Raw genomic sequence first — 20,169 nt, forward strand, 5'->3', positions numbered from 1 at the left:
CTCGTAGTCTCGTAACCTCGTTATCTCGTATGTTCGTAATCTCGTTAGTTCGGTAGCGTTTGGGGGGCGGGTCTCGATAGAATGATTGGTAATTGTTAGGCGGAAACTGAGGCGTGTCATGAAGGTCTACTCCGTGCAGGAGATCGCAGATCGGCTCGAGGTGAAACCCGAGACGGTCCGGTGGTGGCGGAGCCAGGATCCGGCGTTCCCGCCCGTGACTCAGGTGGGCCGGAGCTGGGGGCTAACGGAGGACCGTCTGGCCGCCTGGGAGACGGTGAGGGGAGCGGATACCGCCGGCCGCGCGAGTATCGGAGGTTCCCAGGGGAGCCGGCCCGTATGGACTCCTGCTCGAGTCGAGGTCCTGCTGCGCCTGGTGTCCCAGCGCAGAGGAACGCCTGCACGCACGAAGAAGGACCTGGCGGCGGCGCTCAAGGTGCACCCGTCGACGGTGAGGCGCTGGTTGACGCGGAGCGGGTCCTGGAAGGGGTCTCCGGCGGCGATCCCGGCCCGAAGGCTCGAGGAGCTGCTGCGGGAGATCTCGCCGACCCCTGCGGATCGTGAGCGTGAGCTGTTCCAGGAGGACAACGCTCGGAAGGCACTGGAGCGGTTACGAGCGCGCAGGGCGCCGTTGACGGCCTGGCGGGAGCAGGACTGGATGTCACCTCATCGCGTGTGGGTCGAGGACCAGGTCAATGGGACCTCTGTGGTCCGTCTGACGAGGGTGGGGACTCGGCGGGATCACGCCGAGGCTGGTTCCCAGAACGTGCGCTCGGTGGTCGTGAACAGCAGGTTCGAGGCCCAGCTGGTGAAGGCGGCCGTGTTGCGTGAGGTCTCTCCGTGGAGGGTGCGACTGGCCGGGATGTCTGGAGGCTCCGAGCGCTGGATCAGCGGAGCGAAGCTGCGTCCGCTCGAGGTCCTGCATGACGAGATCCGGCGGAAGGATCCCCGCGGACCGGGGAGGGAGTGAGGATCAGGTCATGGCTACCACCGGACCGACCTTGTACGAGATCCTCGGGGTCTCCCCGGACGCCTCTGCGAGCGAGATCAAGGCCGCCTACCGCAAGCGAGCTCGGAAGACGCACCCAGACGTTGCGGGCGCCGAGATGAACGGGTTGTTCCTCCTGATCCAACACGCGCACGAGGTGCTGTCCGATCCCGCTCGACGGGCGGAGTACGACCGCACCATGAGCGGCGGGTACGCGGCGCCGGCTGCTGAACCCGCGCCTCCCCCGGCGGATCCTCCGCCTCGCGGGTGGGTACCCGGAGAACAGGTGCCTGAGGAGCTCTACAGCGGCCCTCTGCCGCGTGAAGGGCACGATCTGGGCCGGATGCCCTGGATCGATCAGTTCGACGGCGTGGAGCGCTCGAGCGTGAGGATCACCGGGGCGGGGCTACGCCGATGGCACTGGGCCCTCATCGGCGCCGGCGCGGCTGCGGGCACGATCGTGCTCACGCAACTGGTGACGGTCACGCTGTTGCCGGTGCTGGTCGGTCTCCTGGGCGCGCTGCGAATCTGGATGACCCGCAGGTTCCCCCGGAGACTGACCGCCATTCTTGCGCTGACCACGGTGGTCCTCGCGGCTGTGAGCGTCTTCTACAGCTCGATCGGGCCCTCGAGCTGGCATGCCCCGGTGCTCGGCCTGGTAGGCATCCTCGTCCTCATCGGGGGCGTCTGGTGGGCGGTGTACGAGCTCGCGGTGCGAGAACGCCTGCGGGTACCGCGAAAGGACATCCCGGAGGGGTTCTACTGGGGAGAACCCGGGGAGACCCTCTCGCATGCGCAGGAGGTCTTCGGCCTGGACCGCACGATGGACGGGGTCGAGGGGAACGGCTGACGGCCGCGGAGATCGGCTACTTCCTGGGATCCATCCCCGGGGTGAGGCTGGTGAACGGGCTCGCGTTCCCCGGCTCCGAGACCGCTGATGTCGATCACGCGGTGCTCTGTGGCCGGCGCGTGGCCCTGATCGACTCGAAGGCGTGGAAGCCGGCCACCTACGCCATGGTCGCGGGACACGACGCGATCCGCGTCGGGGGTGATGAGGGGTGGAGCTACTTCCCGGCTCACATGCCGACGGCGGTGGAGCGGTACCGGGCCAGCCTCGGCGGTCGCCGCCTCAGGGCTGAGGTCCGTGGATACATCGTGGTGCACCCGAAATCGATCACGGAGGACCTCGAGCTGCTCAACGACAGGACCGACGGCTCGGTGCGCCTGGTGACGGCCAATGAGCTCATCGAAGAGCTCGGGACGTGGTTCAGTGAGGACGAGGAACAAGCAACCACGGTCGATCGCCGGCTGCTGTCGTTCCTGCTGCGGAGCTGATCGGAGTGCTCTTCCTCAGCGGCTACAGGATCGGCTGAACAGACGTCTTCACGTGGACTGCATGCACTGGGCCGTCTCCTACGGAAGGCGTCGCGAAGTCCCAGGAGGGCTCGAGATCCTCGAGCTGGCGGATGGTCTTGTAGTCCATCATCCGCGCGTTCCAGTTCTCGGTGAGGACGTTGACCCAGACGTAGATGTCGAACTCCACTGCGTCCTCGAGGCTGACGGTCGAGGTGTCGAAGAAGGCCTCGGCCTCGAATGCTCCTGACGCCCCCTCGACGACGCCCCGCGAGAGCTCGAAGCGGGAGATCCGCAAGCCGCCGTGATCGCTGTCTACGACGACAGGGACAGAGCCGCCGTCGGGGTTGTCCGTATGGAGAAGCTTGATCATGTTCTCGATCCTAGGGGCTGGATGGGGGTGCTCAGTCGAGCTTGATGTGGTCGATGTTCTCGAACGTCCAGCCGGGCACGTAGTTCGCGGAGTGGTGCTGCTGGAGCCAGTCGGTGACGGCGCTGTCGCCGCCTCGCTCGTAGGCGTCGAACATCGCGTCGACGTCGCCGCCGGAGAGCTCGATGCTGACGGTGCGGACGCGCGAGTAGCCCTTCCCTCCGCCTTCGGGGCCCTGGAGGCCGTGGGTGGTGAGCTTGGTGCTCTTGCGGCCGGCGAACCGCTGACGGGACTGGTCCAGGGAGGCCTTGCGGCCCTTCTTCGTGCTCACGGCCTGGCGGGCCTTGACGCGCAGGTTGGACAGGTGATCGCTGCGGGGGGCGTTGCGCTGCTTGCGGTCCTCCCCCGCGATCCAGCGCTGGACGCTGCGCTGGGAGACCCCGAGGGACTCGGCGGCGGCCCTTGTGTTCGGGCCGCCGCGCTTGGTGGTGCCGAACGCGCCGATGATCATGTCGCGGACGCTGCCGCCGGTGGGTGAGCCCTGGCGGCCGGTGAGGCCCTGGAAGATGGACAGGTTAGGCATGCTCGGTCACTCCTTCGTGGGGTCCCAGTCGGCGGGGTCGATCAGGCTCGCCTTGCCGTGCCAGTCGCGTCCGGTGAGGAACTCGAGGTGGTCGGCGAGCTGGGCTGATCCCTCGTGCTTGTACTGGCCGAAGCCGCGGCCGAGCTTGGAGGGGTCGCCGGGCCAGGAGGCGATCGGGTCGGGGTTTGCCGAGAGGTAGCAGATCGTGTCGGTGCCGATCGCGATCGGCCAGATGCCGCTGTCGAGGCCGTTCTTCTCGACGGTGCGCAGGATGTTCGCCCTGGACTTGGCGATGATGTGGTGCCGGCGCTCGGGGGCGAAGCCCTGCTTGCCCTGCATCCACGACGCGGAGCCCATCATGCCGATCATGCGGGTGTAGACCGCCTTGAGGGCGTCGAGGGCGTGCTCGGTGGTGGTGAGGTCGATGATGTCGGCCTCGTCGGCGGGGTGTGCGAGTCGGTCGAGCCTCTGGAGCAGGGCGGTGCGGCCGTTCTTGATCTGCTCGTAGAACGGCTGGAGGACGCGGCCGTGCTCGGGCCAGGTGTAGGCCTCGTGGATCTCGGGGCCGTAGCCCTGGGCCTGGGCGAGCTCGAGGGTGGGGGTGGTGACCCAGATCGGGTGATCGGGGGCCTTGGTGCCGCCCGGGGCGAGGGGGTTGGGGAGCCTCCAGTCGCCGTTCTCGGGGACGTCGATCAGCCAGTACCCGGGCAGGCGCTTGTCGAAGGGCCGGCCGTCGGGGTGGTGGACCGGCTCGCCGATGCTGAGCTCGAGGGACGCGGCGCCGGCCATGTAGGAGCCGCCGCGGTCGTAGGCGTGCAGGTAGGGCAGCTGGCGCTCCTGCTCGTCGGGGATGCGGGACCAGTCGAGGTCGCGTTCGGTGTTCGAGGCCTCGGCGGGCGGGACCGGGGCGTAGGGGGCGAAGAGCTCCTTGACGCGGCGGTGCTCGCGCTGGCCGGTCGAGGTGGTCACATCCATGCCCTTGCGGCGCAGCTTGATCGCGAGGTCGATACCGGTCTGGCCCGGGTGCATGTACAGCGGGATCCCGACGGCCGTGGCGGCGTCGCGGATCCGCTCGACGAGCTCCTGGGGGGTCGGGTTGCCGCCGATCATCGGGTAGTCCTCGGGCAGCGCGCTCATGATGACGAGCATCGCGATCGGGGCGTCCTGGTCGCTGCGGAAGATGCGGGTCCAGTTGCTCAGCGAGGTGCCCTTGCCGCCGACGCGGTAGCCGTGGCGCTCGGCGCGGGTGATCAGCTCGTGGCCGGTGGTGAGCTGGGAGAGCTTGGAGCGGACCTCGGAGGGGTCGTCGCCGAGCTGGTCGACGGGCAGGCCGAGCTTGAGGGCCGCGGCGTGGGTGATCCACAGCTGGCCGACCTCGCGCAGGTCGCCCTTGGAGTGCCCGATGCCGAGGGCGGGGAGGAGCTCGGCGAGCTGTCCGACGTGCGTGAGCTCGGGCCAGGCGTGGCGTTTCCCGTCGGGGGTGTAGATCGTGTCGACGTCGAGCACGGCAGCTGGCCCGATCAGGGTGCTGGAGGCCTCCTGGGTGCGGACGACATGGAAGGGACGTTCCTGGGTCTGCGGCTGCTCAGCCGGGACCTGGGCAGGAGCCGGGGGCTGGGTGGCCGGCTGCGCGTCGCGCTGAGGGGCCAGCGCCACCGCGCCCTGTGCCTGCGCGGTGGCGGCCGGGGCGGTCGCTGCGGGCTGCTGCTGCGCGGGAGCCGGCGAGGGGCTGGCGGGGGTGGTGCTGCGGCGCGTCAGGGGCGTGGGGCCCGTGGGGGCGCGCTTGCCGAACAGGCGGGGGTCGCCGCCCTCGTCATCATCGGGGAAGAGCTGTCCGAAGGGTATGACGAGCACGCGGGTCCTGGCTCCGATGCAGGGCAGGTTGCGGGTCTTGGTCATCTTCGGAGCCTTGCCGGGCTGCGCGGCATCGGTGACGAGGATCCCCTCGTCGTACAGGGCGCGCTTGGCGGTGGCTTCGTCGAGCTCGATCTGAACGTCCATGGCGGTGCGAGCCTGCGCGAGGACGTGAGGCAGGGCCCGGGGCTCGAGGTAGATCTCGGTGCCGTTCTCGCTGTCGGGGTTGATCCAGCCCAGCGGGATACCGCGGGCCTCGACACGCTCGGAGTTCATGCCTCCCTGGCGCTTCCAGCCCAGGCGAGCAGCCAGGGGGAAGGAGGGCGCGGCGCCGTCCTGGACGTGGCTGAGGTAGGCGATGCCGGAGTGCAGGGCGTACTGGAGCATCTCGCGGACGCGGCCGCCGGTGGAGGTGGGGATGTCGGGGTCGACGGTGGCCTGCCATGCCTCGAAGAGGCTCTCGTTCAGGGAGGTCATCCAGTCCTGTGCGCTGTCGTCGTCGAGCACGCCGACGTCGCGGAGGAACTCCAGGAAGATCTTGAAGCCGACCCACATCTGCGTGATGGCGGCGCCGGGGCGTTCGTCGGCGACACCGCGGGTGAGGTAGTGCTGGCGCAGGCGGTGGAGCTCCTCGTCGGCGTCGAGGTTGGCCTGCTCGCGCACGAGCTGGGGGTCGTTCTTGGCGAGCCAGTGGATGAAGCTGCTCATCAGGAGCGTCCGCTGGAATCGCGGATCGGCCTTGGACTGCTGCTTCATGAGGTCCACGGAGATGTCGCCGGCGCGCAGCGGGAGGGGGAAGGTGCGCTGCTGGCCGCTGCCCGCCTCCGGGGCGAACTCGGAGGTGAACAGGCCCGAGGCGTTGGGGCGGACGCCGGGGTTGACGTCGTTGCCGTCGCGGGTCGCGCGGGAGCGGCCGATGCGCTCGGCGATCATGCGCGCGTTTTCCTTCAAGGCGCGCTGCGCGTAGGCGATGCCGCGGTCGGGGGCGGCGTCATCTGCCCACCAGACGCAGTCCTTTGCGCGGGACATCCCGATGCGGGCGGCGTTGGAGGTGTCGCCGGTGCCGGCGAGGCTCATGCAGGGCTTGTTGCGCTCCCAGGTTTCGCCGAAGAAGCTCATCGCCCAGGACGCCAGCGAGCTCTTGAGGGTGCCGGGGACGCCGACGAGCACGGTGATCATCGGGTTGTGGCCGATGGCCGAGCGCATCATGAAGCCCAGCAGCGGCAGGATCACGCGTCGCGGGCAGGTCTCGAGCATTGGCTCGATGACCGTGGAGAACGCGGTGCGCAGCTCCTCGGTGTTGGTGCTCGGCGGCGGCAGCTGGATGCGGTTCAGCGGGGCGTCGAGGGCGACGGGGGCGTGCTCGTTGCCTTCGCGGGTGATGATCCCTCCGGCGTGGACGTAGCCCCAGTCGGCGGATCCGTCGGCGGCTTTGCGGCGTCGCCAGCCGACCCCGCGGTACATGGTGCGGGCCTTGTAGCCGACGCTGACCTGGGTGATCGCTCGGGCGACCTCGGCGCGGCCGTTGGTCGTGGCGGCGTAGTCCACGGCGAAGTCGAGTCGCTCGAGCCACTTGCTCGAGGTGAAGTCGTCGGCGTCGACCTTGGTGATGATCTGCTCGCCGGACAGGGGGTGGGTGTAAGCGAGCAGGTACTGCTTGAGGTCACCGGTGCCCGTGCGGGTCTCCTGGATCCCGTCAGCGGCAGCCGCGGTGACGTCGTTGACGCGGATCTGGTCGACGAAGTCCGCGTCGTCGAGGACCTCGTTCGCGTCGCGGGCGATGATGCGTGCGTCGAGGTCCAGGATGCGCTTGAGGTTGCGGACGTACTCGCCCTCACCGCCCCTGGCGGGCTTCCACTCCTCCTTGCAGATCTGCCCGTTGATCAGCACGTACTTCGGGGCGGAGATCTCCACGTCGAGCTGTCGCGGTGCGGGGTCCGCACCGGCGTCCTGGGCCAGCTCCGGGGCCGGGCCAACCTCGGGCACCGGCGCGGGGGCAGGGGCCTCCGTGACCGGCTTGGGGGTCTCCGCCGGGAGCTGGAGTGCCGGCGGGATGTCGCGACCGATGTGCTCGTGAAGGGTGCGGGCGAGGCGGATGCCCCGCTCACGGGTGGAGTGGGCCAGGCGCACGGCCTCCTCGGCCCAGTCCGTCTTGGCGACCGTGGCGTAGCGCTCGACGGTCGTGGTCGTCTCGGTGAGCTTCTCGAGGCGGACCTCGGACTCGATCGTCCAGCGCGTCGCGCGCTTGCGGTGGGTCTCGGCCGCCTTGGGGGCCGACTCGGCCCGTGCCTCGGCGGCATCGAGATGGGCCCGGGCCTCGCGGTTAGCCTCCTCGATGCGGGAGAGAGCCCCCTCGAGCTGGGATGCGGCAGCCCAGGTGTGCAGCTCGGCCAGGGAGGTCTCGATCAGGTCCTCGAGGGTTCCGCCGTCGTCGACGTGGTCGGTCAGGTCGGTCTTCGCCTCGAGGGTGCGGGGCAGGAACACGCGCACGTCAGCGCGACCCTCGAGAGCCTCGAGCAGCTGCGCGCCGCGCTTGTAGCCGGCGCCGTCACGGTCGACGACGACGCGGACGGTTCCGCCCTCGAGCATGTCGAGCATGGCATCGGAGAGCGAGCCGGCACCGCCGGCGTTCGTGGCCGCGATGACGTCGAGGCGCTCCTCGGCGGTGTGGACGTCCTTCTCCCCCTCGAGAATCCAGACCGTCTCGTCATCGGCCAGGGCGTCGACCAGCTCAGGGCAGCGGTACCAGGTGGGCTCGAACCCCTGCGGCTTCTTCGAGACCTGGCCCTTGGCGGTGAAGTACGTCTGCGTGAAGGTCTTGCGCCGCTCCCCCGCGGCGTTGGTGGCTTCCTTCCGGATGACCTGCTGGATCACCTCGCCGTCGGGGCGGGCGTAGTCGTAGGTCGCGGTGACCTGCCAGTCGAGCTGCTCCTCGGGCTCGCGCTCGGGAGCGGCGATCGGTGCGGGCAGGGGGCCGATCTTCCCCCAGCGCTTGCCCGTACGGCGTCGTGTCGTCGACCGCCCGACACGCTCCTCGCGCGGCGGGAGCGGCCGATCAAACAGGTCCGTCACCTCGAGGCCGAGCGCGGCAGCGATGTCGCGCACCTCGCCCTGACAGCCGAAGCACCGCAGCAGCACGCGCCCGTCGTCGCCGGGCACGTAGCTGACGTGCAGAGATGCCTCGTTGTCGTCGTGGATCGGGCAGCGAGCCTTGAAGTCGCTGGTGGTGCCCTTCATCGGGTCACCGCGCTGTGCCAGCGCGTCCCTCACACGGTGCAGTGATGCCTGGGGCTGCGGCGTGTCCTCAGCCGCAGGTCCTTGCATAGACAGGGTCATCGAGTATCCTCAAGAACGAGTTTTGGCACAGAAACTGTGCTGGAAGGTCATCGGTCCTCTCACGCCGGCAAGCATCGGAGGACTCAAGCTTCGGAAGCCCCTCACTGCCAGGTGGGGGGCTTCCTGCATGTCATGCAGACATTCGCGCCTCCTGATCAGGGAGGCGCGGCTGGTGGCTGTCGCTGGCAGCCTGGATGTACGAAGGGACCGGCTCGCCGTGCTGGAGCGCGAGGAAGCGGGTGATGTACTCCGATCGCGTGAGGCCTTCTCGGGCTGCTGCGCGATCGACCTTGTCGATGATGCGGTCGGGGACGCGCATCGAGACGTGGGTGCGATTCCCTCGGTATGGCTGGGGCATGGCATCTCCTCATCCAGCAACGGGACCGGTCGGGAACAAACTACAGCCGTGTAACTCCGAACATGAACATGATTCGTCTTCGGCGTGTCGGTGATCCTCAGAGGATGGCTGCTGAACGTCATGCCCATTTACCGCGATCGAGGACCCCTGCTGTGACACATCCGAGCAGACTCGTAACCTCGTAACCTTGCGATCCCTCGCGCGCGCGAGCGCGTAGCGCACACGCATACGACCGCTTGGGCCTGAAAGGGTGCGAGCGGTGCGAGCCAGATCAAACACGCAGGTCGAGACACGAAAAGTGCTCGCACCTAGGGGTGCGAGCAGGGTGCGAGCAGGGGGTGCGCGCAGGGTGCGAGCACCGCAAAAGACACGCCCTCCCCCGTTCCTCCCTCGGGGAAATCCAGGGGGACGCACACCCAGATTCGAGGGGTCACGGTCGCGGATTCGGGAGGGCCCGCAGATGTTCGGGCCGAGTTGGGTGGACGCACAGGAGGTCCTCTCTTGCCCCGCTCCCCCGTCGAGATTCGGCGCGCTCTGGCGTGTCGGGCTGTCGTGGGAAGGTGAGCGGGTGAGCGATCGAAGGCCGCCCGAGCTGACGGTGACCAACCGGCTCCCCTCGGTGGGGACGCCGGGGGCGCGCCCGATGGGCAACATCCCGGTCCTCGTGCGGCTCTTGCTCGATGACGGCATCGAGATGTGGCGGCCGGCGCGGGCGAACCGATGGACGGCCACTCAGGTTCTCGTCGTCTGGCAGAACGACTCGAGCAACCCGTGGTCCACGCAGATGTGCTGGCTCCCCACGGAGGACGTCGCTCAGACCTTCCGGGGCGACACCGCAGCGCTCGAGCCGCTGTGGCGGCAGATTCACGACTGAGAATGCTCTCGTACTACGAGGTTGCGAACATACGAGCTTACGAGGTTCCGAGCTTACGAGGTTCCTGGGTCACGAAGGGGCAGGGTTCCGAACCGACGGATTCGCGGTTTGCCGAACCTACGAGGTGACGAGGGTACGAACCTACGAGAGTGCGAGATTGGGTAGGTCGCTGATGTCGCGGGCTGCGCGGGCTGCGCGGGCTGCGCGGGCTGTGCGGGCTGCGCGGCTGCGCGGCTACGAGACTACGAGACTACGAGACTACGAGGTTCGTTGGTCACGAGTCTGCGGCGTGCCGTGATGGGCGCAAATGTGCAGGTCGGCATCATGGGGAGATGACTTCTGGACCGTGGCCACGTGAGCCCTCGCCGAGGTTCGCTCGATGGCGCGGCGAGCTCGACCAGTGGAGAGATGCTCACGCCCCCTCTGGACGTCGGTTCCCGGCAACCGCTGGCTACAGCTCCCAGCTCTACTACGAGCACGGCGGCGTCGACGAAGTCGGCACGGTTGCCGACCTGACCTGGCTCGCCCGCACCGGGGAGCAGATCAAGGCGTCACAGCAGGTGGTGTGGGACGTCCATGCGCGCGAGGTGCTCGAAGCGGCGCGTGAGGGTGGTCTCGAGGCGACGGCCGAGGCGCTGCGCGATTCCACCGAGTGGATCCGCCGACTCGCGCGGGAGGGGCAGCCGGTGCGAGAGGAAAGCGACGCTGCCCGACGGGCGAGCGAGGTCGTGGACGCGTGCCCGCCCAATCCGCTGGTTCGCGGCGAGGAGGTCTGGGGCCTGTGGGAGTCCCTCGCCGGTGCGCGGCACACGTGCGAGGGCCTGCGCGATCAGCTGCTCCTAGAGCTTGCGGACGAGGGATGTCCGCGCACGCGGATGGCGGACGGGCTGGGATGGTCCTATGGCCGGCTGCGCCGGCGCCTGGTGCGCCTTGAGGATGAGCGTGCTGCTCGCATCCAGAGGGCGCGACAGGGAGAGGTGCCGGGGATCATCGATCTGGAGTCCCGGCGAGCCACCTCCCGGCGGCGGTGAGGGTAGAACCTCTCCTGCATGCCAGGAGGGCCGCTCCCCGCGCTGCTGCGCGGTGAGCGGCCCTCTGGGTCACCCTCGCCGATGCCGACCTGCGGCCGTGCGGTGCGTGCGTGCGCCGACCTCGCACTTCGCCCGGATGAGCGCCGTCACCAGGTTGATACCCGCGGTGACCAGCGCGATCACGGCCACGATGATGCCCGCTGCCTCGCCCGTCGCCTGCTCCTTCCTGCCCCGGGTCCGCCTCCGGAGCGCATTGACGGTACCGGGGCCGCCCGACGGCCGAGAAGGCTTGCGAGGCCACGGAGCGTGTCCTCGGCGAGTCGTCGGCGGGCGTCCGGTTCGGGCTCGTGGGGCCTCAGGAGGTGGTGGGCCGGCCCGGGCGGGTGTTGCGGGTCTCGAGCCACCGCTCGACGGCTGCTCTGGCCATCAGGGGCCCCTGGGCGGTGACGATGACCGGGGCCGGGAAGCCGTCGATCTTCGTGAACGCCCGGGCGCGCTGCCGCGAGACGCCCGCGATCTCAGCGATCTCGGCGTAGCCGACAACCCCCGGGAACACGGGCTGCTCGAGCTCGCGGTCCAGGGCATCGCCATCACGCACGTCCACGCCAACGACGTCAGCTGTGGGAACGCTGCGCTGGAGCGCAGCCCGAACGATGGCGATCGCGTCGGCGATGGCATCCTCCAGCTGGGCCGACTCCAGGAAGAGCATGACCGACCCGTGGAGTCCGTCGGGGCTGACGGATCCGGCGGGGGAGTGGTCGGCGAGCTCGTCCAGGAGAGATTCGAGGGCGTCGGTCGTGGTGGTGGCGGTGCTCGCCCAGTCGAGGCGGGCATGCCAGGTGGTGGGCATGGTGTTCTCCTTCGTGTTGGTGGTGCGGGTGGAGGAGGTGCTGGTGAGCGTGGGGATCCGCGGCTAGGGTGAGGGGGTCGGGTGGCCGCCCGACCCCCTCGTCGTCTAGACGTCGAAGCCGCTCCGTCGGAGCATCGCCCTGGCGTTCTTGATCGAGCGCCAGTCGGAGTTCGTCAGGTGGATCATCACTGGGTCCCGTTCCTTGTCGGGCGGGTAGATCATCCATCCGGACTTCTTCTCGTCGATCCGCGCTCCCTGTGCCAGCAGGGTCTTGCGGAGCTTCTTCAGATCCTTGTCGATCGGGATCACCTCCTCTCTATATTGTTGTCAACGGGAACAGCGTAACATCAACTGTTCCCGATGACAACAGTTAGAGGTGGTCCTGTAAAAGGACTGGTCAGAGGGGCTGCCTGGGCGGCGTTCGCGACCCTCGTAGGTTCGTAACCTCGTAGGTTCGTAGGTCAGGCAGTGGCCACAGGAACCACGAGGACGAGCAGGGTTCCCAGGATCAGGCCGGGACCGAAGGGGATGTGTCCGCGGATGCCTCGTCGACGCCGAACGAGGATCCATCCCAGAGTGCCGATGCAGCCCAGCCAGATGCCAGCGAGCATCAGCAGCGGGGAGACGAAGCCGCTGTAGAGGGCGAGGGCAGCGACGAGGATGACGTCGCCAAAGCCGAGGCCGCCGCGCGAGATGACGAACAGCACCAGCATCAAGACGGTGGCGATCCCGCAGGAGACGGCCGCCCAGAGCAGATGATCGAAGCCGACCCAGGCCGCGGTGATCGGGAGTGCGACGGCGCCGGCGCCGAGCAGGCCGAGATTCAGCGGCAGCGGCAGCCGCGACTCGCGTGCATCGGTGACGACCATCGGCAGCGCGAGCAGGAGAAAGAGGGCGAAGGCCGGCCAGAGCTCGGGCGTGAGGAGGTACATCGGGGCTACCCCTCCTCGAGGCTGCGGAAGCGGGGCATCGTCGTGTCCTTCGTCCGGTGGATGGTCACCCTGTTACCGCGGCGGAGGTGGGCTCGTGTGACCGCTGGGGAAACTCTTCCTGGTCCTCGGGGCCGACCGACACCGATCAGCGCGTGAGGGACGGGCTCAGCGGGCGGCGGCGTAGGCCTCGCGGATCTCTGCGGAGACGCGGCCGCGGTCGGCGATCTCGTACCCGTTGGCCTGCGCCCACTCGCGGATCCGCTTCGTCTCGTCGCTGCGCCCGCGGGAGGTGCCGCGTCGAGCGCGGCCCCCGACGCGCCGTGCATGCCCCACCCATGCCGCGAACTCGTCGCGGAGCTTCTGCGCGTTCTCGTCGTTGAGATCGATCTCGTAGGTGACGCCGTCGAGGGCGAAGTCGACCGTCGAGGTGGCTGCGGAACCATCGAGGTCGTCGGTCAGGACGATGCGAGCTTTGCGGGCCATGCTGCGTGTCCTCCTGGGTAGATATTGCGTTCAGCTTACAGAACGGCGAACGCGTGATGAGGGGTTCTGCGTGGCGGGGACTGTGCAAATGCTTGGCGAATTCCCGATCCGCACGAGTAGCGTTCAAGGACCACCAGCATCGAGGAGACATGCGATGGACGAGCACGAGGATGACGAACGGCTGGCGGCCCTTGCGCAGCGGGCCGATCGTGGGGAGATTCCCGTGCCACCAGGGGCGCGGATCCAGAGTGCCTCGGACGAGGGCCCTGCCGGCGCCGCCGAGCTGCTGGAGATGACGGGGGCGAGCACGCTCGACGAGGCGTTCAAGGTGCTGCGTGCGGCGGCAGTGCGCGACGGAGCGAAGTAGACAGCGCCGGGCCCCGCGGTCAGGGGGAACCGCGGGGCCCGGACAGTCGAGAGGCGGGGTCAGCCGCCGAAGGAGAGGACCGTGCCGATGAGGGCCACGGACAGTTCCTCATCGGGGTACTCGGCGCGGACGTAGTCCACGGCATCGAGATACTGCTGCTTCCGCTCAGGGGTGAGCTCATCCCAGGCGTGCCGGTCGGCGTCGGTCACGAAGTCGGGGTAGGTGGCGGTCTGGTCAGCAGCGCTCATGACGTGTGTCCTGTTCTGGTGTACTCGTCGGCTTCATCGTAGTCCTGGAACGATCTCGGTTCGGGGCGGCCGAGTTTCTCATATTGGTCCTGCGTCACCATGAAGGTGATATCGGGCTCTCCGCGAGGTGGGGCGACCCTGCTCATGGCCGAATAGTCCCAGCCGTCGGGCGCGAATTCTCGGTTGAAGGGGATCGAGGCGACCTTGACGAAGCCGCTTCGGGCGTAGATCTTCGGCAGGAACGTGTCGAAGCACTCGAGGTGTGTTCCGCCGCGCTCTGCTGCGATGGGCAGCAGGGCACGCGTCGCGCCGCGGCTGCTGCCGTCGGAGTACACCGCCGAGATCTCGCCACTGTGGCGGACGGCCGCGCCGGCGCGGCCGTCCGCCAGCACGAGCATCGTGTGGAAGTCGCGTTGGAGTTCGGTGGGGGTGGCCCTGGTGACCTGCTTCCCCGCGGCGTCCTGGGTGTACCGCTCCGCGAGCCCACTGCTGTAGGACCGTGCGGATGTCGGCCCGGTGACCTCGAGAACGGTGTGCCCATGCGAGGTGTGTGCGCGCACGACGCGGAACGATCCTCCGGGCAGCGTGAGCGGCTTCCCGGTGGGGGAATCGGCGACGTAGCGGTTGATGTTCGCGGTCAGCTGCTCGGCGTCGTAGGAGCCGCCTGCGGCGGTCCGCTCGGTGATGTGCTCCTGGAGCCCGGTGCGGGTCTGGATCAGATCAGCTCTGGCCGTCTCCAGGCTCGAGGAGATCTCTTCACGCTCGGCGGTGTCGGGGGAGCTTTCGGCAAGCCGCTGCTCGAGCGCGTCGACGCGCTGACGCTGGTGGTAGTAGCAGCGCCCTCCCTCGTCTTTTCGTTGGCACATTGGATCTCCGTTCGGGTCACGGTGGACGTGGGCGTCTCGACGGCACCCACATCCCTCTACCGCGGGTTCCCGGGGGCCGTGTGACCGCACAGCACCAACTTGTCGCGCGCGGCGGCCCGGGCTGTCACACCAGATGGATGCACGGGTGTAAAAACGGTGGCATAGCGGTAGCTATGCCGAGGAAATAAACGGTATGATGAGGTGACACCTTCGGAAGGGAGGCACCCATGGTTCCCACGACATCCTCCGCCACCTCGGCCGATGCTCGAACGACCCAGAACCCGGCCTACCGGCGTGCGATCGCCCTCGACGTCCGTGAGGTCACCCGGCGTCTGAACGCCTCGCTCGGAGGGACGCTGGTCTCGGCTCTCGCCGGCTCCTCGGACACGAAGTCCTCGCACAAGTGGGCGAAGTCCACCGGCCCCAACCCGCGCCCGGAGACCGTCAAGCGTCTCTACTTCGCCTACGAGCAGTGGCAGAAGGTCTCCGAAGCCGAAGGTGAGCACACCGCCCGGGTGTGGTTCATCGGAGCGAACCCCTGGCTGGGGTACGACACCCCGGTGAACGCGATCCGCGAAGGACGCCTCCCGGAGGTCGCCACCGCCGCTCAGGCCCTGGTCGACGACTCGTTCAGCGGCTGACCCGCGGCGATGACCTCACTCGATCAGCGGATCTGCTCGCGGTCCGGGCTCGCCCTCGTGGCGGGCCCGGACTCCGCGTTGCGCATCGCGCGCGAGTCCTACGGCCCCCTCAACCCGGTCCCTCGCCCACCGGGGGAGACCCCTCAGGCCTGGAGCCGGTACGACACCCCGGGCCGGACGATCTACGCGTGCGCCGACCGGGTCACGGCCTACATGGAGCTGCTGGCCCCCTACCGCACCGACGTCAACGCCGAGCGCCGCGCGCTCCAGCCGATCGCCGACGTCATGGGGCAGGACCTCGATGCGCTCTGGAGCGAGATCGTCGCCGAATGGGACGAGGCCGGCGCCATGAAGGCCAGCTGGCTGCCGCGCGCCTTCCGCGAGGGCAGGAAGCTCTACACGCTCACCTTCCCCGCCGGCTGGTGGATCGACATCACGGCCACCGAGACGATCGCCGCCCTCGAGGATCTCCTGCCCCATGCGTGGCCCACGTCCGAGGGGCTCCTGGAGGAGCCTCTGACGCTCGCGCACCTCACCGGCGACGATCGAGTCCTGACGACCGCGATCGCCACGGCGCTGCGCGACGAGGTCACGCTCGACGACGGCACCCTGCCGTTGGGGATCAGGTTCCTGTCCAAGCACGGGCACCCCGCACAGGGCACCGGGATCTGCTGGGCCTACTGGATGCGCAACGTTGACAGCGGACTTGCCGAGCCGGCGACCAGGACGCACCGGGAGGAGATCCGCGAGGACGACGCTGATCTGACCGCCGTGCAGGCCTACTGCAAGATCAAGAGCCGCTGAGCTTACCGCGGTGAGGGCCACGGGAGGGCTCGTCGCTCGGCTGTATGTGGCCGGGTCGGGGGCCGGCGCTCTGGGCCTCCGGTCGGCCGGCCGCGCGGGCGATCTCCTTCCCCATCGCCTTTGCCTCTTCGCCGGTCAGCACCCTGTGCAGACCGGAGAACTCTTCGGGTGTGGCCATGGTTTCTGCTCTGTTCGATCAGTTGTGCTCGAGGTCAGATCGGTGCGATCAGGGAGGGGTCGGAGCGGTCCAGGCTGCGGACGCTGTTGACCTGCCGATCTACGGGGCGGGTGACGAGCTGCCCCGCGATCGTGGACGAGACGTCCTCGAGCTGCGCGAGCAACGGCGCTTTCTGGTCGGCCTCGAGCTTCCCGGGGGAGAGCCACTCTTCGACCGCGTCCTCGGTCAGGAAGGTCGGCATCCGGTCGTGGACCTCCCCGCCGGCATCCCGCGCCTCGCGCGTGATCACCGTGAAGGACACGTCCCACGCGTCGCCCTCGTCCTTCCTGGCGGCCGTGAGACCGGCGGCGTGCAGCAGCTCCCCGTCAGGGTGATGGATGAAGAACGGATCCTTGCCGCCGTCGGCAGCCTCGACCCATTCGTAGTAGCCGGTCATCGGGATCACGGCTCGGGCGCTCGAGAACGCGCCGCGGAACATCCCGTTGCTGCTCACGGTCTCCAGGCGCGCGTTGATCGGCCGAGGGCCCTTGTCCTTCGCCCAGGACGGGTGCAGGCCCCAACGGGCGAGCTCGAGGGTGCGGTGCTTCGCTCCGTCCTCGTCGACGAACTCGCGCACCACGGGAGCCTTCGTGCGCGGCGCGATGCTGTAGGTCGGCTCCCACTGGGCCGCCCGGTCGTCGCTCGTGGCGACGTACGAGCGCAGTAGCCCGTCCCCGTTGCCGGGGGAGGGCATCGTTCGGTTGAGAATTATTCTCCGGTCGATCGGCGCACAGCAGTGACCGCATGTCGTACCGCATGCACTCGTTTGGCCAGGGTGTTTCGCTCCCAACCATGGTGACGTCGCGGTCTGCATGCGCCGCTGAGATACGTCCGATCGGACAGCAATTCCAGAGCGCGCTCATATCGCGCTGGCTCCGCGCGCGTCCATGGGCACCCTCGGGAGTAGTGCCCAGATCCCATGGGGTTCGGACCTCTCGTTGACCTACCAAACATGAGGTAGGTATTCTCAGGTGGGTCGAGACGTGGAACACATGGAGGAAACGATGGACACATATGACGTCGTTGTGATCGGGGCAGGGGTCAACGGTCTGGTGGCCGCGGCTGAGCTCGCCACCGCCGGATGGAGTGTCGCTCTTGTGGAGCAGAACAGCCGCCTGGGTGGATTCATCGACTCTGGCGAGGCCACGCTGCCGGGTTACACGCACGACACATACTCCTCTTGGCATCCGCTGTTCGTCTCCGGTGGCGCATATGCGGCCCTCGGCCCAGACCTGCATGAGCACGGCCTCGAGTACGCGAACACCGACGGGGCTCTCACCGGCAGCATCTCTGCTGGCCGGGCGGCCGTGGCCTACCGCGATGCGGCAAAGACTGTCGAAGGGTTCACGCACCCAGAGGACCAGGCGGCATACCTGGCCATGCTGGAAGAGATGGGCGAACGCGCGAATCTGGTCTTCAGGATCCTCGGCTCCGAGGTTCGATCCGCCGCAACAGTGAAGCTCGCGCTCAGTGCCCTTAAGTCTCAGAAGATCAAAGGGATGGATGCTCTCGCGCGGGATGCGGTGATGAGCGGGCGCGCGTTCGGGCGTGACCGGTTCACCGGCAGCGAGCCTGACCAGTTGTGGGCGCCGTGGTTGCTTCACGCCGGCATCTCCCCGGACAGCGCCACCGGCGGGATGATGATTCCCGTCCTCGCGATGACGATGCACGGTTTCGGTTTGCCCGTTGTCACTGGCGGAGCGAAGAACTTTGTGACCGCGTTCGAACGGCTTCTCTCTGAGCATGGCGTGACAGTCCTGACCGGTCATCGCGCGGAACGCGTCACCACGACTAACGGTCGCGCGACCGGCGTCGTCACCGACAAGGGCCTGATTAGCGCGCGGCGGGCGGTGATAGCGAGCGTCACCCCGCAGGCCCTCTACGGCACGCTCTTGAAAGACGAGCCCGTGCCCTGGGCCATCCGGCGGGACGCAGAACGGTTCCGGTTCGGGCGCGCCGCCATGCAGATCCACATCGCCCTGGATCGTCCTCTGCGCTGGACCGACGAGCGTTTCCAGGATGTCCCGCTACTCCACATCAGTGATGGCTCTGGCGGCACTGGCATTGCGTGCGCGCAGGCCGACGCGGGTGCCCTCCCCGCCGCGCCTACGATCGTTGTCGGTCGCCAGCATGTCCTCGATCAGAGTCGGGTGCCCGAGGGGGCGGGGTCTCTCTGGCTCCAGCTACAAGAGGTCCCTTGGCAACCCACCGCAGACAGTGCTGGCGCGATATCGGTCGACGGAACCTGGAATGCGGACACGACCAGGCGGTACGTCGAACGTGTTCTCGCCCGGATCGAAGAGCACGCTCCTGACCTAACTTCGAGCATCCTCGAGACCACGGTGATCACTCCCACCGACCTGGCAGCCGCAAACCCTAACGCTGTTCATGGCGACCCCTACGGCGGTTCGATGGAGCTCGACCAGAATCTTCTCTGGCGCCCCCTCGCCCACTCGGGCAAACACACCACGGCGATCAAAGGTCTCCTGCACATCGGAGCGTCCACTCACCCCGGTGGAGGCCTCAGTGGCGGAGCCGGACACCTCGCAGCGCAAAGCCTCCTCTCCGCCAACAACCGCAGGAGCCTCATCTCCAAGAAATGACGGCGTCTGCAAGCGCAGCCGCCCGAGAGCCACCTTTGCCGTCAGAGGCTCAGCGATCGACATCACACTAGACCGACCATACATATGGTCGGTACGATGGGGGTATGGCAACGAAACTTGAGATCCTCGACGCCGCCCTCGAGGTGCTTCGACACGGAGACGCATTGACTCTTGATGCCGTCGCTCGGCACGCGGGGCTCACCAAGCCCGGGCTCGTCCATCACTTCGCTACGAAAGAGGGGCTGACGGTCGCGGTTGTCGATCGAGTGATCGATCTCTGGGAAGCCGAGCTGCGTGAGCGAGTCAGCGACGAGTCCGACGAGGTAGAGAGGCTGCGCGCCTATGTCGAGTTCTCTCTCTTAGATGACCTCGACCCCAGCGACCTCGCTCTCCTCGCCGACGCGCGCCTGCGCGACAAGCTCAGTGACCAGTGGATGCGCCGCCTTGATCCCTGGTTCGGCTCAGGTCTGGACGACCCCAGGGTGCGCTCTGTCCGCCTCCTTGCCGACGGAGCCTGGTTCGACCGCTCCCTCGGCATCGTTGAGCTTTCCCGGGCGCAGCGCGAAAGCATGCTGAGCGTCGCGCTCGGCCTCATCAGTGAAGGAGTGCAGAAGTGAAGAAATGGCTGTTTCTCGTCGGTGCAGTTCTCCTGGAAGTGACCGGATCACTCTCCCTCAAGGGTGCGCTCGATGCTCCCGGACTCTATGTCCTCGTCGTCGCCGGATACGTCGGCTCCTTCTTGGCACTGTTCATGTCTCTGCGCAACGGGATGGCCCTCGGCGTCGGTTACGGCATCTGGGGCGCTAGCGGCGTCGCACTCACAGCGATCATGTCGCTCGTGATCTACGGCGAACCCATCACTCTGCTCATGGGTCTCGGCATCGTCATCATCATGGCCGGAGTACTACTGGTCGAACTCGGCTCCCAGGCCGCCCAGAAGAAAGAAGTAGCAGCATGAGCGCCCTCGCACTGATCTCCCTCATCGGCGCGATCGCGGGCGAGGTCGCCGGCACCGTCTCACTCCGCATGGCCAGCAGCGGCAGAAAACTGTGGTGGATCGGCGTCGCAGCCGGCTACATCTTCGCCTTCAGCATGCTCGTCGTCGTCCTCGGACAGGGCGTCGCGCTCGGAGTCGCCTACGGAATCTGGGCCGCTGCCGGCGTCGCCATCACCGCGATCATCAGCAGGCTCTTCTTCAAAGAACCCCTCACCTGGATCATGGGCCTCGGCATCGCCCTGATAGTCGGCGGCGTGCTACTCATCGAGATCGGCGCCACCCACTGACCGGACCTGCGCCCCACGGCTCAGGATGTGGCGATTATGCCAGGAGGCCGAGAAGGATCCTGCCCGGTGGCGCCCATGGTTCCGGTTTCCCAGATCGAAAGCCAGCGTGAATCGACCGCAGATAGTGGAT

At 67.8% G+C, this 20,169-nt stretch carries 23 protein-coding genes; 12 read left to right on the forward strand and 11 right to left on the reverse strand.

All coding sequences use genetic code 11. The features are described 5' to 3' along the window. Positions 1 to 118: 118 nt before the first annotated feature. The 3 genes from CFK39_RS15470 to CFK39_RS15480 are packed head-to-tail and all read left to right on the forward strand — an operon-like array spanning position 119 to position 2,320. The gene (locus CFK39_RS15470) at positions 119 to 967 is read left to right on the forward strand and encodes a hypothetical protein (protein ID WP_089066478.1); all 849 of its coding nucleotides are present in this window, start codon (positions 119 to 121) and stop codon (positions 965 to 967) included. Between the two features lie 10 nt (positions 968 to 977). Next, positions 978 to 1,835 (forward strand): J domain-containing protein, encoded by an 858-nt coding sequence (locus CFK39_RS15475; protein WP_089066479.1) that lies wholly within the window; start codon positions 978 to 980, stop codon positions 1,833 to 1,835. A 50-nt stretch (positions 1,836 to 1,885) separates the two neighbouring features. Then, a complete protein-coding gene (locus CFK39_RS15480; RefSeq protein WP_172805713.1) occupies positions 1,886 to 2,320 on the forward strand; it encodes a hypothetical protein in 435 nt (144 codons plus the stop codon). A 22-nt stretch (positions 2,321 to 2,342) separates the two neighbouring features. On the opposite strand, the gene CFK39_RS15485 is transcribed toward CFK39_RS15480, so the two are convergent. The 4 genes from CFK39_RS15485 to CFK39_RS15500 form a co-directional block, all read right to left on the reverse strand. Then, positions 2,343 to 2,711 (reverse strand): hypothetical protein, encoded by a 369-nt coding sequence (locus CFK39_RS15485; RefSeq protein WP_089066481.1) that lies wholly within the window; start codon positions 2,709 to 2,711, stop codon positions 2,343 to 2,345. Between the two features lie 31 nt (positions 2,712 to 2,742). After that, entirely contained in the window at positions 2,743 to 3,291 is a 549-nt protein-coding gene (locus CFK39_RS15490; protein ID WP_089066482.1) for a helix-turn-helix domain-containing protein, read from the reverse strand. Between the two features lie 6 nt (positions 3,292 to 3,297). Next, a complete protein-coding gene (locus tag CFK39_RS15495) occupies positions 3,298 to 8,382 on the reverse strand; it encodes a hypothetical protein (RefSeq protein WP_157697273.1) in 5,085 nt (1,694 codons plus the stop codon). A 229-nt stretch (positions 8,383 to 8,611) separates the two neighbouring features. Continuing rightward, positions 8,612 to 8,800 (reverse strand): type II toxin-antitoxin system HicB family antitoxin, encoded by a 189-nt coding sequence (locus CFK39_RS15500; RefSeq protein WP_172805714.1) that lies wholly within the window; start codon positions 8,798 to 8,800, stop codon positions 8,612 to 8,614. A 607-nt stretch (positions 8,801 to 9,407) separates the two neighbouring features. Between CFK39_RS15500 and CFK39_RS15505 the strand changes: the two genes are divergently transcribed. Continuing rightward, complete coding sequence (locus tag CFK39_RS15505) at positions 9,408 to 9,713, forward strand: hypothetical protein (RefSeq protein WP_245823031.1); 306 nt, start codon at positions 9,408 to 9,410, stop codon at positions 9,711 to 9,713. A gap of 332 nt (positions 9,714 to 10,045) precedes the next feature. Next, positions 10,046 to 10,744 (forward strand): hypothetical protein, encoded by a 699-nt coding sequence (locus CFK39_RS15510; RefSeq protein WP_089066485.1) that lies wholly within the window; start codon positions 10,046 to 10,048, stop codon positions 10,742 to 10,744. A 355-nt stretch (positions 10,745 to 11,099) separates the two neighbouring features. Here CFK39_RS15510 and CFK39_RS15515 read toward each other — a convergent pair whose 3' ends face one another. From CFK39_RS15515 to CFK39_RS15530, 4 genes are all read right to left on the reverse strand, one after another. Beyond that, a complete protein-coding gene (locus tag CFK39_RS15515) occupies positions 11,100 to 11,594 on the reverse strand; it encodes a hypothetical protein (RefSeq protein WP_089066486.1) in 495 nt (164 codons plus the stop codon). A gap of 105 nt (positions 11,595 to 11,699) precedes the next feature. After that, entirely contained in the window at positions 11,700 to 11,903 is a 204-nt protein-coding gene (locus tag CFK39_RS15520) for a hypothetical protein (protein ID WP_089066487.1), read from the reverse strand. Positions 11,904 to 12,055: 152 nt separating this feature from the next. Continuing rightward, positions 12,056 to 12,526, reverse strand: coding sequence for a prepilin peptidase (locus CFK39_RS15525; RefSeq protein WP_089066488.1), 471 nt, complete (start codon positions 12,524 to 12,526; stop codon positions 12,056 to 12,058). 165 nt (positions 12,527 to 12,691) lie between these two features. Beyond that, positions 12,692 to 13,009, reverse strand: a complete 318-nt coding sequence (locus tag CFK39_RS15530) for a histone-like nucleoid-structuring protein Lsr2 (RefSeq protein WP_089066489.1) — start codon at positions 13,007 to 13,009, stop codon at positions 12,692 to 12,694. A 154-nt stretch (positions 13,010 to 13,163) separates the two neighbouring features. Here CFK39_RS15530 and CFK39_RS15535 point away from each other — a divergent pair, with 154 nt between their 5' ends. After that, on the forward strand, positions 13,164 to 13,376 hold the full coding sequence (locus CFK39_RS15535) for a hypothetical protein (protein WP_089066490.1): 213 nt from the start codon (positions 13,164 to 13,166) through the stop codon (positions 13,374 to 13,376). Positions 13,377 to 13,435: 59 nt separating this feature from the next. Here the strand turns inward: CFK39_RS15535 and CFK39_RS15540 are convergent, their stop codons facing one another. Together CFK39_RS15540 and CFK39_RS15545 are read right to left on the reverse strand one after the other, a co-directional pair. Further along, positions 13,436 to 13,624: a hypothetical protein gene (locus CFK39_RS15540; protein ID WP_089066491.1), complete on the reverse strand. Its 189-nt coding sequence runs from the start codon at positions 13,622 to 13,624 to the stop codon at positions 13,436 to 13,438. Next, the gene (locus CFK39_RS15545) at positions 13,621 to 14,490 is read right to left on the reverse strand and encodes a hypothetical protein (RefSeq protein WP_089066492.1); all 870 of its coding nucleotides are present in this window, start codon (positions 14,488 to 14,490) and stop codon (positions 13,621 to 13,623) included. Before CFK39_RS15545 ends, CFK39_RS15540 begins: the two co-directional genes overlap by 4 nt. A gap of 227 nt (positions 14,491 to 14,717) precedes the next feature. Between CFK39_RS15545 and CFK39_RS15550 the strand changes: the two genes are divergently transcribed. Then, on the forward strand, positions 14,718 to 15,131 hold the full coding sequence (locus CFK39_RS15550; RefSeq protein ID WP_245823032.1) for a hypothetical protein: 414 nt from the start codon (positions 14,718 to 14,720) through the stop codon (positions 15,129 to 15,131). A gap of 9 nt (positions 15,132 to 15,140) precedes the next feature. Then, entirely contained in the window at positions 15,141 to 15,935 is a 795-nt protein-coding gene (locus CFK39_RS15555; protein WP_089066493.1) for a hypothetical protein, read from the forward strand. Positions 15,936 to 16,147: 212 nt separating this feature from the next. On the opposite strand, the gene CFK39_RS15560 is transcribed toward CFK39_RS15555, so the two are convergent. After that, positions 16,148 to 16,846 carry an SOS response-associated peptidase gene (locus CFK39_RS15560; protein ID WP_089066494.1) on the reverse strand — a complete coding sequence of 233 codons (699 nt, stop codon included), beginning with the start codon at positions 16,844 to 16,846 and terminating at the stop codon, positions 16,148 to 16,150. A 310-nt stretch (positions 16,847 to 17,156) separates the two neighbouring features. Between CFK39_RS15560 and CFK39_RS15565 the strand changes: the two genes are divergently transcribed. The 4 genes from CFK39_RS15565 (at position 17,157) to CFK39_RS15580 (ending at position 20,039) form a co-directional block, all read left to right on the forward strand. Continuing rightward, complete coding sequence (locus CFK39_RS15565; protein ID WP_089066549.1) at positions 17,157 to 18,755, forward strand: phytoene desaturase family protein; 1,599 nt, start codon at positions 17,157 to 17,159, stop codon at positions 18,753 to 18,755. A 104-nt stretch (positions 18,756 to 18,859) separates the two neighbouring features. Beyond that, positions 18,860 to 19,372 (forward strand): TetR/AcrR family transcriptional regulator, encoded by a 513-nt coding sequence (locus tag CFK39_RS15570; protein ID WP_089066495.1) that lies wholly within the window; start codon positions 18,860 to 18,862, stop codon positions 19,370 to 19,372. Beyond that, positions 19,369 to 19,713: a DMT family transporter gene (locus CFK39_RS15575; protein ID WP_089066496.1), complete on the forward strand. Its 345-nt coding sequence runs from the start codon at positions 19,369 to 19,371 to the stop codon at positions 19,711 to 19,713. The genes CFK39_RS15570 and CFK39_RS15575 overlap by 4 nt, the downstream gene beginning before the upstream one ends. Beyond that, positions 19,710 to 20,039: a DMT family transporter gene (locus CFK39_RS15580; RefSeq protein WP_089066497.1), complete on the forward strand. Its 330-nt coding sequence runs from the start codon at positions 19,710 to 19,712 to the stop codon at positions 20,037 to 20,039. The genes CFK39_RS15575 and CFK39_RS15580 overlap by 4 nt, the downstream gene beginning before the upstream one ends. Positions 20,040 to 20,169 lie beyond the last annotated feature (130 nt).

It is taken from the genome of Brachybacterium avium, assembly GCF_002216795.1.
GTDB lineage: Bacteria > Actinomycetota > Actinomycetes > Actinomycetales > Dermabacteraceae > Brachybacterium > Brachybacterium avium.

Excerpts from the sequence above, each read along its gene's own strand:
- CFK39_RS15470 (WP_089066478.1), top strand. The coding sequence starts at position 119 with ATGAAGGTCTACTCCGTGCAGGAGATCGCAGATCGGCTCGAGGTGAAA.
- CFK39_RS15475 (WP_089066479.1), top strand. The coding sequence starts at position 978 with ATGGCTACCACCGGACCGACCTTGTACGAGATCCTCGGGGTCTCCCCG.
- CFK39_RS15485 (WP_089066481.1), bottom strand. The coding sequence starts at position 2,711 with ATGATCAAGCTTCTCCATACGGACAACCCCGACGGCGGCTCTGTCCCT.
- CFK39_RS15490 (WP_089066482.1), bottom strand. The coding sequence starts at position 3,291 with ATGCCTAACCTGTCCATCTTCCAGGGCCTCACCGGCCGCCAGGGCTCA.
- CFK39_RS15495 (WP_157697273.1), bottom strand. The coding sequence starts at position 8,382 with ATGAAGGGCACCACCAGCGACTTCAAGGCTCGCTGCCCGATCCACGAC.
- CFK39_RS15500 (WP_172805714.1), bottom strand. The coding sequence starts at position 8,800 with ATGCGCGTCCCCGACCGCATCATCGACAAGGTCGATCGCGCAGCAGCC.
- CFK39_RS15510 (WP_089066485.1), top strand. The coding sequence starts at position 10,046 with ATGACTTCTGGACCGTGGCCACGTGAGCCCTCGCCGAGGTTCGCTCGA.
- CFK39_RS15515 (WP_089066486.1), bottom strand. The coding sequence starts at position 11,594 with ATGCCCACCACCTGGCATGCCCGCCTCGACTGGGCGAGCACCGCCACC.
- CFK39_RS15525 (WP_089066488.1), bottom strand. The coding sequence starts at position 12,526 with ATGTACCTCCTCACGCCCGAGCTCTGGCCGGCCTTCGCCCTCTTTCTC.
- CFK39_RS15530 (WP_089066489.1), bottom strand. The coding sequence starts at position 13,009 with ATGGCCCGCAAAGCTCGCATCGTCCTGACCGACGACCTCGATGGTTCC.
- CFK39_RS15535 (WP_089066490.1), top strand. The coding sequence starts at position 13,164 with ATGGACGAGCACGAGGATGACGAACGGCTGGCGGCCCTTGCGCAGCGG.
- CFK39_RS15540 (WP_089066491.1), bottom strand. The coding sequence starts at position 13,624 with ATGAGCGCTGCTGACCAGACCGCCACCTACCCCGACTTCGTGACCGAC.
- CFK39_RS15545 (WP_089066492.1), bottom strand. The coding sequence starts at position 14,490 with ATGTGCCAACGAAAAGACGAGGGAGGGCGCTGCTACTACCACCAGCGT.
- CFK39_RS15550 (WP_245823032.1), top strand. The coding sequence starts at position 14,718 with ATGGTTCCCACGACATCCTCCGCCACCTCGGCCGATGCTCGAACGACC.
- CFK39_RS15555 (WP_089066493.1), top strand. The coding sequence starts at position 15,141 with ATGACCTCACTCGATCAGCGGATCTGCTCGCGGTCCGGGCTCGCCCTC.
- CFK39_RS15560 (WP_089066494.1), bottom strand. The coding sequence starts at position 16,846 with ATGCCCTCCCCCGGCAACGGGGACGGGCTACTGCGCTCGTACGTCGCC.
- CFK39_RS15565 (WP_089066549.1), top strand. The coding sequence starts at position 17,157 with ATGGACACATATGACGTCGTTGTGATCGGGGCAGGGGTCAACGGTCTG.
- CFK39_RS15570 (WP_089066495.1), top strand. The coding sequence starts at position 18,860 with ATGGCAACGAAACTTGAGATCCTCGACGCCGCCCTCGAGGTGCTTCGA.
- CFK39_RS15580 (WP_089066497.1), top strand. The coding sequence starts at position 19,710 with ATGAGCGCCCTCGCACTGATCTCCCTCATCGGCGCGATCGCGGGCGAG.